The organism is Vibrio sp. 1401 (assembly GCF_033340295.1).
The window spans coordinates 1-17,426 of record NZ_JAWOWF010000008.1 but is presented as its reverse complement, the minus strand read 5'-3'; the positions used below and the strand labels follow the sequence as shown (position 1 = coordinate 17,426).

Genomic DNA, 17,426 nt, shown 5'->3' with positions numbered 1-17,426 from the left:
GATGATTAAAGAGCGCCGTAGATTACAGAACTAATTGCAGCAAGACCACAGATTGCTGTGAAAATTTGCACAGGTGCTGAAGTTTTGTACTTAGCCATCGCAGGAACTTTTTGCATTGCGAAGATTGGCATCAAGAATAGGATTGCGGCAATCATCGGTGCACCCATTGTTTCAATCATACCTAGGATGCTTGGGTTAACGATAGCAACGATCCAAGTTGTGATTACAATGAAGATTAGAGACATCTTCTCGATCTTGCTTACTGGTGATTTTGAACGAGATTTCACTAGACCAACTAGACCTTCGTGCGCACCTAAGAAGTGGCCAAAGTAGCTAGAGGTGATCGCTGCGAAAGCAACCAATGGACCCATGTAAGAGATCAGTGGAGATTCATGCACGTTTGCTAGGTAAGAGAGAACAGAGATGTTTTGCTCTTGCGCCGTTGCTAGTTGCTCTGGAGACAGAGAAAGTACAACAGAGAAAACGAAGAACATAACAAAGCCCATCAGCATCATTGCTGCGCCACCGGTGATAGCGTCAGTTTTCTTAACTGCGTCATCACCGTATACACGACGTTGCTCTTTAGAGAACTGAGAAATGATTGGGCTGTGGTTGAAAGAGAACACAATAACAGGGATTGCTAGCCAAACGATAGCTGGCATTGCACCCCAGTCAGGTGACACTTCCATCATTGAAGTGTTCCAACCAGGAATTAGGTATACAGACAGTGCTAGTAGGATGAACACGAGAGGGTAAACCATTGCTGAAGTTGCTTTCAGCATAAGCTCTTTACCGAATACTACGCCTGCTGTCATTGCAGCAATAAGTGCACCAGAAAGTAGCCAGCGAGGAATAGATTCCATGCCCATTTGGTTAACTAGGAAAGAGTCAACTGTGTTTGTGATACCAACACCGTAGATAAGTACGATTGGGTAGATAGCGAAGAAGTAAGCGAACGTAATAAGGTTTGCGCCAGTCTTACCAAAGTGCTCTTCTACTGTGTCGGTGATGTCCGCTTCAGGGTTTTTCGCAGAAAGAACGAAACGAGCTAAAGATTTGTGTGCGAACCAAGTCATTGGTGCTGCGATTAGGGCTAGGATTACTAATGGCCAAAAGCCACCTGCACCTGCTTTAATAGGAAGGAACAGTACACCTGCACCTACTGCCGTACCAAAAAGGGACAGACACCAGGTAAAGTCTTTGTAAGAAAACTTACTAGACGATTGTGCGGTAGAAACCGCAGAAGTAGTTGTATTCATTTTTTAGTTACTCATTTTGGGAACAGGAAATAAGTCGGGAGTAATTTTGCAAGATTTTACACTAGGAAAATTAGATCTAAATCATTTATTGCTTACGCTTATTGAATGATATGTCAAAAACCTGCTTTTTATCACGAAAATGATGTGCTACTCGTGATTTCTGCTAATGAGTAAAATTAGAAAAACTTATCAATAGGGCTGTTTGTATAAATTTATTTCACCGCAAGCGTTTGCGGTGAAAATGGAAAATTAATCTAATGTGAATGAATGTTTATGAAGCAACGTTTTATTAATATTGATGCGCATAATGATCGCGCCTATAAAAGCACCGATATCAACAACTATTTAATGTGAAATAATATGTTTTTGCATTGATTCGATAATTTGTGCCGTCATGCCCCAGATGAAATGCTGTCTATATGGGATAGCAAATACACGATGACTGCTTCTTTTTAGGTCAAATTTGGTGCTATACAATTTTTTGGGGTTCAGAATATGGTTGGCAGGAACCTCAAAAACTGACTCTACTTCATTTGGGTCAATATGCGTTTTATATTCCGGAGAAACAAAAGCCAAAAAAGGTGTCACATTAAATTGACTAATCGTTGGTAGTGTAGGCAGTTGACCAAACACATGAATATGCTCATCTTCTATCCCAACTTCTTCTTTGGTTTCCCTTAAAGCGGTATTCACGAGCTGAATATCTTCCTGCTCATATTTGCCACCGGGAAAGCTGATTTGTCCCGGATGATGGCGTAAGTGGGCTGCACGCTTAGTCAGAATGACTTGTAACCCGTCATCGCGTTCCACAAAACCGATTAAGACTGCCGCATCTCTCAGGGACTTTTCTTTCATCCATTTCAGTCGTGCAAGGGACTCTTTGTGGTAGCCCGTTGGAAGCCGAAATTGAAAGTTCTGTAGTAAATGAGTTTTGTCGATAACCAAACTGAGTCCTTATTTATCGTGCCTAACCATTATTTATTATACTCAAAGACGGCAAAGCGTATGGCGTTATCGTTACTGGTTACCAAATAAAACATTCGCATTAAAGCACTCGCCAGCACTTTCCCTCTTTGTGTTGTGTGTCTCACTCTACTTGAACATATTAATTTGAAACTTATAAGGTTATACACCATTCTTTATTTTAGGACGTCACTATAGGGCAAGTATTGGCCAATGAAAGGGATTATTTTCACCGAGTTCATGGAGTTAGTGGAAGAGAAATTCGGTCTTGATGTGTTAGACCAAGTTCTCGATCTTTCTAACGATGAAGGTGTTTACACTGCTGTTGGTAGTTACGATCACAAAGACTTGGTTAAGTTGATCGTGAATCTCAGTAAAGTATCTGGTGTTCCCCCCGAGCAACTGCAAGAGGTGTTTGGAGAGTGCGTCTTTTTGAATTTACTTCGCTCTATTCCTAGTCACGCCAGTTTGCAACAGTGTGAAACGACGTTTCAATTTGTTCGCCATGTTGAAGACTTTATTCATGTCGAAGTTAAGAAGCTCTATCCTGATGCTAACCCTCCGCAATTTGATTTCATTAGTGAAAACCAATCCCAATTGGTATTTGACTACCACAGCGCAAGATGTATGTCTCACGTATGCTTAGGATTGATAAAAGGTTGTGCTGCACATTTTGGTGAGGTAGTTCATATCAAACATCAAAACCAGTCAGAAGATGGCAGCAAAGTACGTTTTTGGTTAGAGGCTCAATAAGAACGATATGACGGGAAGTTCCTCATTAGAAAGGAAACTCAAACGAGAAGTTGCATCAAGAAAAGCAGCTGAGCAGCTGTTGGAACAGAAAAGCTTAGAGTTATATGAATCCAACCAGCAACTCAGTGTTGCATTGAAAAAGCTGGAGCTGAAATCTAAAAAGGATCTTCGTAAGTTTGAGTTTGAAGAGCAAATTGATGCCACGTTGATTAAGTTCGGTCGTACTTTTTTATCGAGCACGTTCGATGAAGCAATGATAGCGAGCTTTATTGAGCAGCTCACTTCTAACTCGATCATTTCTGCGGCTTACTTGTTTCTTGACGCTACAAAGCTGAGCTCATTGCGTCGTCATCACTTTGGTCACTTACAGCTTCGTCATAACAACGAGATTTTAACCTCTCCTAATTGGCAGGGAGAGAATTTGCATTTGCCAGTTATCATTGATGGGGAAACGGTTGGGGAGTTGATTTTCTCTGTGTTGCAAGATCAAATCGATCAGTCTTTTATTTCCAAACAGATGGAGCTCGTGTCTGACTTAGTTCATGGTGTTATTGGTCGACACTTAAGTTTAGAGCGAGAGGTCGAGCTGAGAAAGCGGGCTGAGGAATCAGAAAAAGCGACGAAGGAGTTTGTCGCCATGATTAACCATGAGCTGCGAACTCCTCTCAATGGCGTATTGGGTAGTGCGGAGTTATTGAGTCGAACCCAATTAGAAGAAGAGCAGCGTCAATACTTGAGCAATCTGACTCAATCAGGGGACTTATTGAGAGTTATCATTAATGATCTTCTTGATTTCAGTAAGATGAATGCCGGTATGATGGAAATCATACATAAAGTCTTTGCCTGGGAGGAACTTGAAAAAGCCATCATGGGTGTATTTGCAGCTAAGGCTGCGGAAAAACGTATCCATTTCTCTATCGACAAAAAGCTGGGGATCCCGGAATTTTTAGTCGGTGACTTAGAGCGCATTACACAAATTTTGGTTAACTTGGTGGGAAACGCGATTAAGTTTACTCACTTGGGTGGCGTCGTGTTACGGGTGGAATGGCTTAACGGCACGGCTTATTTTGAGGTTGAAGACACTGGTATTGGCATCCCAATAAAAGCACAGCCGTCACTCTTTGACCCATTTGTCCAAGTTGATCGCTCGGCGAAACGCAGCTTTGAAGGCTCAGGTTTAGGTCTCGCGATTTGTAAAAACCTCGTGGATTTGATGCAAGGTCAAATTAGCTTTGAGAGTGAAGAGCGCAAAGGGACAACTTTTAAAGTTGCTATTCCTCTTGAGGAAGGGCAAGCACAAGGCACAGCAGAGGGGGAATTGGTCACCATAGAGCGAAGCGATTTAGCAGGACGCTCAATATTAGTGGTTGATGACATCAGAATGAATCAAGTCATTGTTACTCAAATGCTGAAAAAACTCGACATTACACCTGATTTAAAAGCCAACGGCAAAGAAGCATTAGAAGCGGTGAAAAGTAAAGACTACGAACTGATATTCATGGACTGCCGAATGCCAGAAATGGATGGTTATGAGGCGACGATGTATCTGAGAGAGCGTGGCTTTACTCATCCTATTATTGCATTAACCGCTGGCACTACCATCGAAGAGCGTCAAAAGTGTATTGATTCAGGCATGGACGACATCCTCACTAAGCCGTACACCGCAACCGATATCGAACAGATTATGTGTAAGTGGCTTGAGCAGTAGACGCTGCCTCTTAAAAAGTATGTTTGTTGGCCAACGGCTAAAAGCTAAAGTACATGCAAATAAAACACACAAAAAAGCGCACCACACCGGATAATGCCGATCATTTAACGATGTTTTTTGGGTCATTCTAGCGAGCCTTGGCGAGACTAAGAATCTAGTAGCAGCACGCCGAGCGGATAATGAAACAAATTTGACCACAAAGTGCTTGAATAGAAGAACCTGTATCACGCTCTTTCGTCGCTGTGCAGGGTGATGAGATACAGAAATATGCCACTCGCTGTTAAATGAGCGGCTTTATCCGTTCTGGAGGCGTTTTAGATTGTTTTCGTCAATAGCATTAAAGCGGCGTTGTGTGCTGTTGAAACCTACGATTGTAGCGCTGGCAAAATCTTTGAAAGCTTATCCAACGTTTCTTGATACTCAGAGGCGCAATCGCTATCTGCCACGACGCCGCCGCCAGCCCAAGCGTAAAGTTTGTTTTTTTCCGCTACAAGAGTTCGGATAGTAATGCTGGTGTCCATACGACCATGGCGTGAAATGTAGCCAATACTGCCGCAATACGCGCTGCGTCGATGCGGCTCCAGTTCTTCAATAATCTGCATTGCGCGAACTTTAGGTGCTCCCGTAATTGAACCGCCTGGAAAACACGCTCGCAGCAAATCCGCAGGAGCGTATTGTTCATCCAAATTTGCACGAATGGTGCTCACCAAATGATGCACGGCAGGGAAGCTTTCAATATCGAACAACTTTGGCACGTGAACGCTACCCGGTGATGCAACCCGACCAATATCATTACGCAGCAAATCGACAATCATCAGGTTTTCTGCCTGATCTTTTTCCGCTGTCTGCAAGTCATGGGCATTAGCGTTATCTTTCTTTGGATCTTCGCTGCGTGGGCGAGTACCTTTGATTGGTTTTGTTTCAATGACGCGATCTTTGAGCTCTAAAAAGCGCTCTGGAGAGATACTCAAAATCGAAGACTCAGGCATACGGATAAAAGCGGAAAATGGCGCTTGGTTGGCGGACTCTAATTTTAGATACGCTTGCCACTCACTGCCTTGATACGGTGCGTTAAAGCGTTGCGCCAAATTGATCTGATAACAGTCACCGCTCAACAAGTATTCTTGCACCTTGTCAAAGCGAGTGGCGTAGCTCTCTTTTGTCATGTTTGACTGCCAAGCACCAGACAAAGCGAAGTCAACGGTTTGTTCTGCTTTTTGCTCGTTTAACCATTGCCAAGCTTGCTCGATGTTCTGACCGACTAAGCATGCTTTTTTAAGCTTGTGGTCAACAACGACGGCCCATTCATACAGACCTACCGCCATATCCGGCGTGTTGAGATCTTTTTCTGCCACTTCTGGCATCGTTTCTACGCGGCGACCTAAATCGTAACTGAAGTAACCTAGCGCACCGCCGACAAAAGGCAAATCCAATTCTTTATTTAACTCTACGTGAGGAAGCCACTGTTCTTGCATCTGATGAAGCAGCGCAAATGGGTCATCTTGAGTTGAATAGGCATTCGATGGCGTTTCAACTTGTGTGTTGTCGGCAGTGGTTTCTAACGTTGCAATTGGGTTGGCAACCAATACATCGAAGCGGCTATCGATATGCGTTTTTGATGCAGAACGCAGCAACATCGCCCAAGGCTGGTGTTGAATGCGAGAAAAAAGGTGAAGAGCAAACTCTGGTGCGTATTCCAACGCTTTAAAATCAATGAATTGATTGTCCATGTTGTTCATTTGTGTAATTTGTGACAAAGAGATCGTTCACTGCATGGCATGTCATGGGCAGCAAGAGTATCATATTCCTCTGTGTAGCCAAACTCCCTCTATTCATAGGGTTTTGAGATGGTTTACAAGTAGGCAACTTCAGCATTTCGTGTGTCGATATCAGCCGTTCGACAATTGTTTATAAAAAACGAAGCTCAAAAGAGCAATAAGCTTAACAAACACGATTGAAGCCAAGCCAATAATGGAAGCATAACTATAACGAGGCATGTAATGACGGTAATACGCAAGCAGGATGTGATCAGCAGTGTCGCTGATGCGCTACAGTATATTTCTTACTACCACCCGCTAGACTTTGTTCAAGCTCTTGAAAAAGCCTATCACCGCGAAGAGAGTCAAGCCGCGAAAGACGCTATTGCTCAGATCCTTATTAACTCCCGAATGTCCGCAGAAGGTCACCGTCCAATTTGTCAGGATACTGGTATTGTGACGTGTTTCGTCAACATCGGTATGGGCGTGCAATGGGATTCGACCGACATGACGGTTCAGCAGATGGTAGATGAAGGTGTTCGACAAGCGTACACGAACCCTGATAACCCGTTGCGTGCGTCAGTACTAATGGACCCTGCTGGTAAACGTATTAATACCAAAGACAACACGCCTGCCGTCGTACATATCAACATGGTTCCGGGCGATAAAGTTGAAATTCAGATCGCTGCGAAGGGCGGCGGTAGCGAAAACAAAACTAAGATGGTGATGCTAAACCCATCTGACGATATTGCTGAGTGGGTAGAAAAAACGCTACCAACAATGGGGGCGGGCTGGTGTCCTCCTGGCATGCTTGGCATTGGTATCGGCGGTACGGCTGAAAAAGCAGCGGTATTGGCAAAAGAATCTCTAATGGAACACATCGATATTCAAGAACTTATTGACCGTGGCCCACAAAACGCAGAAGAAGAGCTTCGTTTGGATATCTTCAATCGCGTGAACAAACTTGGTATCGGTGCGCAAGGTCTTGGCGGTTTGACGACTGTTGTCGACGTTAAAATCAAAACTGCGCCAACGCACGCGGCTTCTAAGCCTGTTTGTTTGATCCCGAACTGTGCGGCGACTCGTCACGTACACTTCACGCTTGATGGTAGCGGCCCAGCAGAGCTAACACCACCTAAACTAGAAGATTGGCCAGATATCACTTGGGAAGCGGGCGAAAATACGCGTCGCGTAAACTTAGACACAATTACTAAAGAAGAAGTACAAGAGTGGAAGACAGGCGAAACGGTTCTTCTATCAGGTAAAATTCTGACTGGTCGTGATGCTGCGCATAAACGTATTCAAGGCATGCTAGATAACGGTGAAGGTCTACCTGAAGGCGTAGATCTCAACGGTAAGTTCATTTACTACGTAGGCCCTGTCGATGCAGTTGGTGATGAAGTCGTTGGTCCTGCTGGCCCAACAACATCAACGCGTATGGATAAATTCACCGACATGATGCTAGAAAAGACCGGCATCATGGGCATGATCGGTAAAGCTGAGCGTGGCCCTGCAACGGTTGAATCTATCAAGAATCACAAAGCGGTTTACCTAATGGCTGTAGGTGGCGCTGCGTACTTGGTGGCGAAAGCGATCAAGAAAGCTCGCGTTGTCGCATTTGAAGATTTAGGTATGGAAGCGATTTACGAATTTGAAGTTGAAGATATGCCAGTAACAGTGGCCGTCGACTCAAATGGTGTTAACGCGCACCAAATTGGTCCAGACACTTGGAAAGTGAAAATTCAAGAGATGGAAGCATAAGGCAAAGGGCAATCTTGCTGCGTCTCAGTAGAGAGAATGTGACAAGGTGCTGATTTACCTAGCAAACAATTGACAAAAGTGCAGCGAAACCTGCACTTTTTGTCTATATAATTAAGGATATAAACCTTTAGGCATAGCAATCAAACGTTATGCGAACAATAATTAGGAGACGGCATGCCTCGTTTTATTCAGATTCTACAAATTATTCTTGCTGTAGTGATAGGTGGCTTTGTTGGCTATGACTTGATTCTTCACGGTATCAGCATCTTTGATGAAAAGTACGTGACCATCACATGTGTGTTGTGGTTGATTTTGGAAATCGCTCTATTTGTTATCTATAAGTTAATCGAAGACGACTAGGCTTAAAGAAAGCGGGTTCCTGTTTAACATAGTAATCAGCGCATATAGAGTTACTAATGCTGTAGATTAAGTAAGCCTCTGAACCACTCAGGGGCTTTTCTTTTTTAACACAGCATTAAGCCGGATGTTTTGTTCATCTTTTATTAAGGTATATAAAGTTAAACTCATAGAATTCGGGATAGAACAGTATTCATAGATCGAAATTCGAAGTCGCTGACAACGTTGTTTTAAAGTGGAGTAAGATAAAGAAGCGTAATGAAGAGAATAAAGAAAGAAGTTAATGACTTTATCAACAGAGGTATGGACTCTAATGTTCGAATTGCTGTCACCGGACTTTCTCGTGCCGGTAAGACGGCATTCATCACGTCATTAGTGAATCAGCTTCTTCATACTGCAACCCATGACAATTTGCCTCTTTTGACTGCGGCTAGAGATAAGCGCCTTATTGGGGCGAAGCGTGAGCCTCAATCGAATATGATGGTGCCACGCTTTGCTTACGATGAGGCGATGAGCCAAATTCATGCCACTCCACCTCAGTGGCCAGTACCGACACGTGATGTGAGTGAGATTCGCTTAGCGCTCAAGTACAAACCAAATAAAACTACGAAAAAGCTGTTGAGTAAAACCGCAATTTTAAATGTTGATATTATCGACTATCCAGGAGAGTGGTTGCTCGACCTGCCTTTATTGGACATGGACTTTGCAACGTGGTCGCAAACTCAGTTTGATGCACTTAAAGGCCAGCGTGGCGATTTAGCCAAAGCTTGGCTTTCTGAACTGGAGAAAGTGGATCTCTTTGCAGAAGTGAATGAGAAACTACTTGAGAAAGTTGCACACACATACACCGAGTACCTTCATGCCTGTAAAGACGCTGGCCTTCATTGGGTTCAGCCTGGCCGCTTTGTATTACCTGGTGAGCTAGCAGGCGCGCCGGTGCTACAGTTTTTTCCGTGTCGTGTTGATTCGGAAAGCAAAGCGTCCAAGGGCAGTAACTTAGCGATGTTAGAAGCCCGTTTTCAGGAATACCAACAGAAAGTCGTGAAAGCGTTTTATAAGCATCATTTTGCGACCTTCGATCGCCAGATTGTACTGGTGGATTGTTTGCAGCCTCTCAATGCCGGTGATGAAGCGTTTTACGACATGCGCCAAGCGCTAGAACAGATCATGCATAGCTTCCGCTATGGTCGTAGTAGCTTTTTGCGTCGTTTGTTCTCACCAAAAATCGACAAAGTGTTGTTTGCTGCTACAAAAGCGGATCATATCACGCCCGATCAGCACCCAAATTTGGTGTCTCTGCTCCAACAAATGGTGCATCCAGCATGGCAAACGGCAGCCTACGAGAATATTGAGATGAGCTGCATGAGTATCGCTTCCATCCAAGCAACCACGACGGGGTTTATTTCCTCTGGAGATAAGACCATCCCGGCGTTACAAGGAACAACATTGGGTGGTGAGCCGATGACTATGTTTCCCGGAGAGGTGCCGAAAAAGCTACCAAATGCAGCGTATTGGCAAAACAACGGGTTTGATTTTACGTCGTTTCGTCCGATGCCCTCACCGAATGATGAGCCAGTGAAGCACATACGCTTAGACAAAGCATTGGATTACCTGATTGGAGATAAATTGAAATGAGTGAGTTGAAGCAAAAACAAGTTTTCTCTGAAAAGGTAATGGAAAAAGAGCAGCAATCGAATCAACCGGAATTGACGGCGCAGCAAACATTCGGCGAAAAAGAAACATTTGTACCTGTTGAAGTTAAAGAAGCGCACCAGGAGACCGAACAGGAATTGCAACTCGAGCATGTCATTCGTCCAAAATCGGGCAGAAAATGGCTCGCGACTGGCGCATTTGCAACTTTTGCTGGTCTGGTTGGCTGGCAAGCGGTGGACTCGGTTATAACCGCAATTCAGGCTTCTGATTGGCTAGCCTTAAGCTGGACGGGGTTTATTGCTGCGATCGCTTCGCTTGGTTTAGGAGCTATGGGTAAAGAGCTTTGGAAACTGCGAAAACTACGAAATCATTTTAGTGTTCAAGAAGAAGCAGAAGCACTTGTTAATAGTGAGAGCGTTGGGAAAGGGAAAGCCTTTTGCGAAACCGTAGCAGAACAAAGTGGTGTGATGGCAGAGAATCCGGGCTTTGATCGTTGGCAGAACAGTATTAACCCTGCTCATAGTGACGCTGAAATTCTTGATATGTATGACTCGATGGTGGTGAGCCAACAAGACAAGTTGGCAACGAAAATCGTATCACAGCACGCAACCGAGTGTGCGGCCCTAGTCGCCGTGAGCCCTCTGGCTGCCGCTGATATGTTGCTGGTGGCTTGGCGAAATTTCAAAATGATCGACAACCTCTCCAAGGTATATGGGGTAGAGCTAGGTTATGCATCTCGCATCAAGTTACTAAGAGCGGTATTTGTCAATATGGCGGCGGCTGGTGCCAGTGAGATCGCTATTGATGCCAGTATGGATTTGATGTCGATGGATCTTGCTGGCAAAGTTTCTGCTCGTGCGGGGCAGGGACTAGGTGTTGGTATTCTAACGGCACGTTTGGGCTTGAAAGCGATGACCTTATTGCGTCCACTACCCTGGTATCCTGACCGTCAGGTTAAGTTGGGCACCATACGCAAGGCTGTGGCGGCGAAAGTTGCATCAATTACGATGAAACCGTAACGAATATCAACTTTGATGGATAGGATTGCTTGACGCCATTCCAAGCATGATAGAAACTACTGTCAACTTTTCCTGACAGTTGTGAATTGGGATATTTTAAGTGCGTCTTGAAGTCTTATGTGAAGATCGACTCGGCTTGACCCGAGAACTGCTCGATATTTTAGCGTCTAAAAGCATCGACTTGCGTGGTATCGAAATCGATATTAGCGGTATTATCTATTTGAATTGCCCGGATATTGATTTTGATACGTTTAGTGAGCTGATGGCTGAAATCCGCCGTATTCCGGGGGTGAAAGACGTACGTAAAATCCAGTTTATGCCGATGGAGCGCCACAATACGGAGCTGCTCTCGTTAGTTGATAACTTGCCCGATCCGGTTTTTGCCATTGATCTTAAAGGTGCCGTAGACATGGCAAACATGTCTGCACTTTCATTGCTTGGCCTTCACAAGCAAGAAGTGATTGGTACTCAAATCGGTGCTTTGTTACCAAGTGTTCGTTTCTCTCGTTGGTCTGAAGGTGTTAATGGTCGAACGCGGGAAAACCTTGTGATTGATGGCTTGGACTATGTTCTAGAGTTGATGCCCGTTTATATCCGAGACGAAGCGCAAAACTCGACTCTAGCGAGTACTCTAATGACGATTCGCTCTAGTCAGCAAGTTGCCAGAATTGAAGAAGCGCTACCGCTGCATAATCCTCTGGGTTTTGAACACTTTGTTGGTATATCGAACCGTCATAAAGCACTAATGAACCAAGCTAAGAAGCTGTCTGTGCTTGACCAACCATTGTTGATTGAGGGCGAAACGGGGACCGGTAAAGAAATGCTTGCTAAAGCTTGCCACAGCCGTTCTAGCCGCGCGAGCAAGCCATTCCTAGTTTTGAGTTGTGCTTCGATGCCTGACGATGTAGCAGAAACCGAACTTTTTGGTCATGCGCCGGGTTCATTCAATCATGAACAAGGCCACAAAGGCATCTTTGAGCAAGCAAATGGCGGCACGGTATTTCTTGATGAAATCGGTGAAATGAGTTCGCACCTTCAAATCAAGCTGTTACGTTTTCTACAGGATGGTAATTTCCGTCGTGTCGGTGCAGAAGATGAGATGCATGTCGATGTTCGTATCATCGCTTCAACAAAACATAACCTTGCCGAGCTTTCTGAAGCAGGAATGTTCCGTGAAGATTTGTATTATCGTCTCAACGTACTTACGCTCAGCATTCCTCCGTTACGTAAGCGCTCAAACGACGTTGCACCATTGCTTGAGTTGTTTGTGGCGAAACATGCTCAACAGCTTGGGATTGATAAGCCAGAGTTTGATGATGGTCTAGTTGATGCCCTTGCAAATTATCAGTGGCCAGGAAACATGCGCCAGCTGGATAACATGGTTCTTCGAGCGCTCACGGAAATGGATGGTGATATACTAAACGCGGATCACTTCAATTTACCTCAGCCTCAGTCAGTCGGCGCTGGTAGTGCAACGCTTAACATCGACGGTTCTTTGGATGAGATCATGCGTGATTATGAATCTCAAGTTCTGGAACGTTTGTATCAGTCATTCCCATCAAGCCGCAAGCTTGCTAAGCGCTTGAATGTATCGCATACCTCAATCGCTAATAAACTGCGTGATTACGGTATACGTAAGAATTAATCGAATTGAACGAAAAGACGGAATTAATCATTTGTAATGGAAGATAACAGCTCATCTATCGCCGTTCATAAGTTGGACGGTGACTTGCTTCTTCGTACCGCTGAAATCGGTGACGCAGATATGATTGCCGAATATTTTCAAGCGAACCGAGAATACCTGAAACCGTTTGAACCGAAACGTGAAGAGGCTTTTTTCTCAGTGAACGGTTGGTTGCAAAAGCTTATCAAGCTCAATGAGCTGCATCGAATGGGATTGGGGTATTATTGCCTTTTAGTCAGAGCCTCTTCGGGTGAAATGCTAGGTACGATATCCTTTAGTAGTTTGAGTCGTTTCCCTTTTTATTCTTGTAACGTCGGATATTCTCTCGCTGAAAAAGCGCAAGGGCATGGTTATATGCGTCGTGGATTAACCATGGCTTGCGACTACATGTTTAATGTCCAGAAACTGCATCGTATTCAAGCTGGCTACATGCCTCACAATAAACGTAGTGAATCTGTGCTAGAGCATGTAGGGTTCAACCGAGAAGGGTATGCAAAAGATTACCTTTTGATTAATGGTGAGTGGCAAGACCACGTCCTAACGTCGCTTATTAATCCGAATTGGCAGCCAGAAGGGCGATAGTATGGAACGATTGGAAAAGCAGTTAGCACTTGTAATCGAGCTCGATAAACTCAAAAGCATTTTGCGCCGAACTCGAGTTAAAAGTGCTGAAGGGCGCCTCGAAAATAGTGGTGAGCATAGTTGGCATGTCGCACTGATGGCAATATTGATGGAAGAGCATGCGAATGCACCTGTTGATATTTGCCGAGTGATGAAAATGTTATTGATACATGACGTAGTAGAGATCGACGCGGGCGATACCTTTGTTTATGATACTGCTGCGTCTCAAGAGCAAGCAGAAAAAGAAATTAGAGCCGCAGAGCGCTTGTTTGGTATGTTACCCAGCGATCAGGAGCAAGAGCTATTGGCGCTTTGGCATGAATTTGAAGCCGCGCAGACCGATGATGCTAAGTATGCAAAAGCACTCGATCGGTTAATTCCAATGCTCTTGAACTACCATAATAATGGTCAGAGTTGGAAGGAACATGGTGTCTCACGCGAACAAGCACTTACCATTAATAAACGAATTGAATTTGGCTCTGTTACCTTATGGGACAAAGCGAAAGAGTTGATTGAAGAAGCCACAGAGAAAGGTTGGCTGAAATCGTAATAAAGGAGACTGAATGTCTTATTTGCCTTTGGACGAATACCAAAGAAAATGGATTTTTACGCATCAGTCGATGCCTGTGCCAGAAGAAGATTTGGCTTTTATTAAGCCGATGAGCCAAGCCCGCTCAGCACAATTTTGGAAAGAAAATATCAGTGCTCAAAGCCCTGATATGGATAGACTTAGTTCCCAAGACTGGCCAATGAATGAGGCGAATTGGTCTGAAACTGTGGATTGGATGGCTGCGTGGGAGTCGGATGATCCTGACATGCCAGCGGAAGCTGAGGCACATATCGATTGGCAAGACGATGTAACCGTTTACTTTTGCTACGAGAAGTACAATGTCATCGAAACGAAATGGTCTATTTTTAAAAAGCACTGGAAGAACTTTCTCTTTTATGACGATGGTCCGATACTAATAGGACGTCGCCGTTCGCAAGCACTTTGGTTTGATTCAAAAGGCAATGTGAAACTCGGTGTTCGTCAATAAAGAGTTATAAAACAAAGCCACCTTTCGAGGTGGCTTTGTTTTTCTAAAGGCTGGATAATGGACTCAACACACCACCAGCCCCGCGCTCGATAACGTGAGTATAGATCTGCGTGGTTTTTACATCAGTATGCCCTAATTGTTCCTGAACAGTTCTAATGTCTGCGCCAGATTCCAATAAGTGCGTGGCAAAACTGTGTCTTAGTGTGTGGCAAGTTACAGTTTTCTCAATGCTTGCGTCGCTTGCCGCGCGCTTTACTGCTCTTTGTATTGCGCTTTCATTGATATGATGCCTTCTCAATTCACCAGTGTCTCGATCTGCGCTTAACTTTGTTGATGGAAACAAAAAGTGCCAGTTAAAATCTAGCTCCGCTTTTGGGTATTTACGTCGTAAACCTTCAGAGATGTATACGCCCGCATAACCAGGCATGTGCCTATCTTTAAAGTAGTAGTTTCTTGCTAAATTAACTTGAGCTTTGAGTGGTTCATGTAGTTCTTTGGCTAATGTGACTGTACGATTTTTACCTCCTTTTCCTTGCCAAACGCGAACTGCACCATAATCATAATCGATGTCTTGAACTCTTAAGCGTAAACATTCCATAACTCGAAGCCCGGAGCCGTAAAGTAGCTGAATATGGAGTCTATACCTCGGGTCGATATGCTGAACGAATCTTCGGATCTCCTCCCTGGTTAACACAACGGGAAGTTTCTTTTCGGTCAAGGATTTCTGAAATCTCATATCAAGTGATAGTGGGGTTTTAAAATAATCACGATATAAAAATGATATTGAGTTCAGCGCCAAAGCTTGCGTTTTTACCGCAACTTTTTCTTCTACCGCTAAGTAACTCAGAAATTGAATGACATCATCTTCTGCTAGTGTTGATGGGTGGGCGAGCTGGTGAAAAGTGATAAAACGTTTTATCCAAAATAGATAACTTTCGATAGTTTTATTCGCATAATGACGAGTAAGCATGTGCTCTTTTACACTAAGTAAAAACTGACTTTTCATGATAAATTAACCTGTTTATTTACACAGTTCCGTTAATGTATCACCACTTTTGAAATTAGCGTGCTGTGCGCCGCCTAATTGCGCGCGCCACCACACATATTCATACTGTTTTTCTATTTGTTTCATACAGATAAGTGCTACGATTGATAGCGCTTTTGATAAGAAAGAAGGCGGTAGCCTGCCAGAAAGACGGCAAATCGCCGTATAGAAAGCGTTATGCTACTTATCCAGTTTATCGACAAGAACTGCTAAACTGGAAGCTAAGTTAAAGCACTTGGGTGGCGGATAAAGTATGAAATATGACAGTGTAAAATTAGGTTTTATCGCTGCTGCGATGATGAATATTGGCGGTGTGCTGATTTTTTCTCGCGCATTTACCAATTCAGTGATCAATGAATTTGACCCTGTAGTCATGTCTAACTTTGGCTTATTGATGATCGTTGTTTGGGGCTTGGCCTATCTAGGTGCTGCTTCGGTTACATCTGGCGTTAAATGGTTAGCGGGCGCATTTGCTATCGAAAAACTGGTGTATGTGGTTGCTTGGCTGCTTTGGTTCAATGAGAACAGTCTTGGTAGTGTCTATGATCAAGACCTATTTGCAGGCATCTTTTACAGCATCTACGGGTTAAATGACTTGGTATTTATGTTGTTCTTCGCTTGGGTATTTCTTACTCAAGGTAAATCCTTGAAACCATTAGCATAACAAAGCATTTAAGAGTGATTCCCAACGCTTGGCATTTTTGATGTCATCGTTGGGTTTTGTGTTTAAGGTGGTAAGGTTCAGTTTCGTGGTGGCGTTGCTCACACCTTAATGCGGCGTTATAAGCTACTAAATAAATGAGAGGTCGTGTAGACCTCTCATTCAATGCTATCGTAGACTTAATGTACTTCGATTAGCTTTGGTAGGTATTCCAATGCAACAGGATCTCGACCTTTAAAGTAGTCTTTCGCTTTACTAGGAATCCAGACTTCATCTACAAACTTAATAAAAATAGGTAGTAGATCATTTGGGTATTCACGAGCATCACGAGTGTGCCCATTCCCAAACATATGACTGTACATTTGGTAGCTTTCTGCGTGCTCAGGATGATGTTCAGATAAATAGCTAGAGAAAAGTCTACCTACGCTTACGTCAGGTCTAATATCTTTACCATCCTGTGCTTGGTCTGGAATTTCGTAACCTAACATTTCTAATGAGCCGTATAAACGAATGAATAGCTCACTAATCACAGAAAAGTAACCTCTAGAAACTCTGCCATAGTTTAGGTTAAATCGGTTTACAAAGCCGGGTAGTTTTACCTTGCCGTAGTAACCTTTCTTACGGATCTCTGGTAGAACTTCTCTAGTAACCCAACGTTGGAATTTCTTAGCATTAGGTTTCTTACTGGCAAAAACCAACTCATAGAGTGCTGCTTCAGTAATAAGGACATACATATGCCCATGAATTGGGTGCGGGGAAAGCATTTTATCTTCGGCGTCGAGTTTATCAATCGGCGCTTTTCGATCTGCGTAATCAAGGGCAGCAGTTACTTCATCAGCAATAAAGTAAAACTCGTCTCCGAGTTGGATTGTCGTTAACTCGTGTAAGTTAAAGTCGTCGAGGGTATTCGGTATAATCGAAAGTTGCATGTTAATTCCAGAGGTTTAAACCTAAAGTTTGTGTGGTTATGATACTACTTCAATATGCAACAGTGTCTACATTTTCTTTCATAAAACTGTTACTAGGTTTAAATTGTACAAAGTAAGTTCGTAACCCACTTTACCACGCTTATAACAAGAGACTATGGCGTCAATAGTTAATTTTTGAGGCTATCTGTATCCCACATAACACCATCTCTTAGCATTGAA

General features: G+C 43.7%; 16 protein-coding genes. 11 read left to right on the top strand and 5 right to left on the bottom strand.

Translation table 11 applies throughout. The annotated features are described in order from the left end of the window. Positions 1 to 5: 5 nt before the first annotated feature. Together R7Z77_RS06485 and R7Z77_RS06480 are read right to left on the bottom strand one after the other, a co-directional pair. Positions 6 to 1,259: an aromatic amino acid transport family protein gene (locus R7Z77_RS06485; protein ID WP_005388284.1), complete on the bottom strand. Its 1,254-nt coding sequence runs from the start codon at positions 1,257 to 1,259 to the stop codon at positions 6 to 8. 345 nt (positions 1,260 to 1,604) lie between these two features. After that, positions 1,605 to 2,204, bottom strand: a complete 600-nt coding sequence (locus tag R7Z77_RS06480) for a CoA pyrophosphatase (RefSeq protein ID WP_005376901.1) — start codon at positions 2,202 to 2,204, stop codon at positions 1,605 to 1,607. 231 nt (positions 2,205 to 2,435) lie between these two features. Here R7Z77_RS06480 and R7Z77_RS06475 point away from each other — a divergent pair, with 231 nt between their 5' ends. Both R7Z77_RS06475 and R7Z77_RS06470 read left to right on the top strand, forming a co-directional pair. Continuing rightward, positions 2,436 to 2,975 (top strand): heme NO-binding domain-containing protein, encoded by a 540-nt coding sequence (locus tag R7Z77_RS06475; RefSeq protein ID WP_005388282.1) that lies wholly within the window; start codon positions 2,436 to 2,438, stop codon positions 2,973 to 2,975. A 7-nt stretch (positions 2,976 to 2,982) separates the two neighbouring features. Then, the gene (locus tag R7Z77_RS06470; RefSeq protein ID WP_005388280.1) at positions 2,983 to 4,683 is read left to right on the top strand and encodes an ATP-binding protein; all 1,701 of its coding nucleotides are present in this window, start codon (positions 2,983 to 2,985) and stop codon (positions 4,681 to 4,683) included. Between the two features lie 365 nt (positions 4,684 to 5,048). Here the strand turns inward: R7Z77_RS06470 and pabB are convergent, their stop codons facing one another. Next, a complete protein-coding gene (gene pabB, locus R7Z77_RS06465; RefSeq protein ID WP_042522775.1) occupies positions 5,049 to 6,413 on the bottom strand; it encodes an aminodeoxychorismate synthase component I in 1,365 nt (454 codons plus the stop codon). 270 nt (positions 6,414 to 6,683) lie between these two features. Here pabB and R7Z77_RS06460 point away from each other — a divergent pair, with 270 nt between their 5' ends. The 8 genes from R7Z77_RS06460 (at position 6,684) to R7Z77_RS06425 (ending at position 14,572) form a co-directional block, all read left to right on the top strand. Further along, positions 6,684 to 8,201 (top strand): fumarate hydratase, encoded by a 1,518-nt coding sequence (locus tag R7Z77_RS06460; RefSeq protein WP_005376905.1) that lies wholly within the window; start codon positions 6,684 to 6,686, stop codon positions 8,199 to 8,201. Between the two features lie 174 nt (positions 8,202 to 8,375). After that, a complete protein-coding gene (locus R7Z77_RS06455; RefSeq protein WP_005376906.1) occupies positions 8,376 to 8,561 on the top strand; it encodes a hypothetical protein in 186 nt (61 codons plus the stop codon). Positions 8,562 to 8,816: 255 nt separating this feature from the next. Further along, complete coding sequence (locus tag R7Z77_RS06450) at positions 8,817 to 10,193, top strand: YcjX family protein (RefSeq protein WP_065274661.1); 1,377 nt, start codon at positions 8,817 to 8,819, stop codon at positions 10,191 to 10,193. Then, positions 10,190 to 11,230, top strand: a complete 1,041-nt coding sequence (locus tag R7Z77_RS06445) for a YcjF family protein (protein WP_065274660.1) — start codon at positions 10,190 to 10,192, stop codon at positions 11,228 to 11,230. The genes R7Z77_RS06450 and R7Z77_RS06445 overlap by 4 nt, the downstream gene beginning before the upstream one ends. Before the next feature lie 100 nt (positions 11,231 to 11,330). Continuing rightward, positions 11,331 to 12,875 (top strand): transcriptional regulator TyrR, encoded by a 1,545-nt coding sequence (gene tyrR, locus R7Z77_RS06440; protein WP_017820442.1) that lies wholly within the window; start codon positions 11,331 to 11,333, stop codon positions 12,873 to 12,875. Positions 12,876 to 12,911: 36 nt separating this feature from the next. Continuing rightward, a complete protein-coding gene (gene rimJ, locus R7Z77_RS06435; protein ID WP_005388271.1) occupies positions 12,912 to 13,496 on the top strand; it encodes a ribosomal protein S5-alanine N-acetyltransferase in 585 nt (194 codons plus the stop codon). Position 13,497: 1 nt separating this feature from the next. Beyond that, positions 13,498 to 14,085 carry an HD domain-containing protein gene (locus tag R7Z77_RS06430; protein WP_005376917.1) on the top strand — a complete coding sequence of 196 codons (588 nt, stop codon included), beginning with the start codon at positions 13,498 to 13,500 and terminating at the stop codon, positions 14,083 to 14,085. Between the two features lie 13 nt (positions 14,086 to 14,098). Next, positions 14,099 to 14,572: a DUF2947 domain-containing protein gene (locus R7Z77_RS06425; protein ID WP_017636094.1), complete on the top strand. Its 474-nt coding sequence runs from the start codon at positions 14,099 to 14,101 to the stop codon at positions 14,570 to 14,572. Between the two features lie 43 nt (positions 14,573 to 14,615). Here the strand turns inward: R7Z77_RS06425 and R7Z77_RS06420 are convergent, their stop codons facing one another. Then, on the bottom strand, positions 14,616 to 15,578 hold the full coding sequence (locus tag R7Z77_RS06420; protein ID WP_017636093.1) for an integron integrase: 963 nt from the start codon (positions 15,576 to 15,578) through the stop codon (positions 14,616 to 14,618). Between the two features lie 292 nt (positions 15,579 to 15,870). On the opposite strand from R7Z77_RS06420, the gene R7Z77_RS06415 reads away from it, so the two are divergent. Further along, a complete protein-coding gene (locus R7Z77_RS06415; RefSeq protein WP_213967795.1) occupies positions 15,871 to 16,281 on the top strand; it encodes a hypothetical protein in 411 nt (136 codons plus the stop codon). A gap of 176 nt (positions 16,282 to 16,457) precedes the next feature. Here R7Z77_RS06415 and R7Z77_RS06410 read toward each other — a convergent pair whose 3' ends face one another. After that, a complete protein-coding gene (locus tag R7Z77_RS06410; protein WP_318136620.1) occupies positions 16,458 to 17,207 on the bottom strand; it encodes a Bro-N domain-containing protein in 750 nt (249 codons plus the stop codon). Between the last annotated feature and the right edge of the window lie 219 nt (positions 17,208 to 17,426).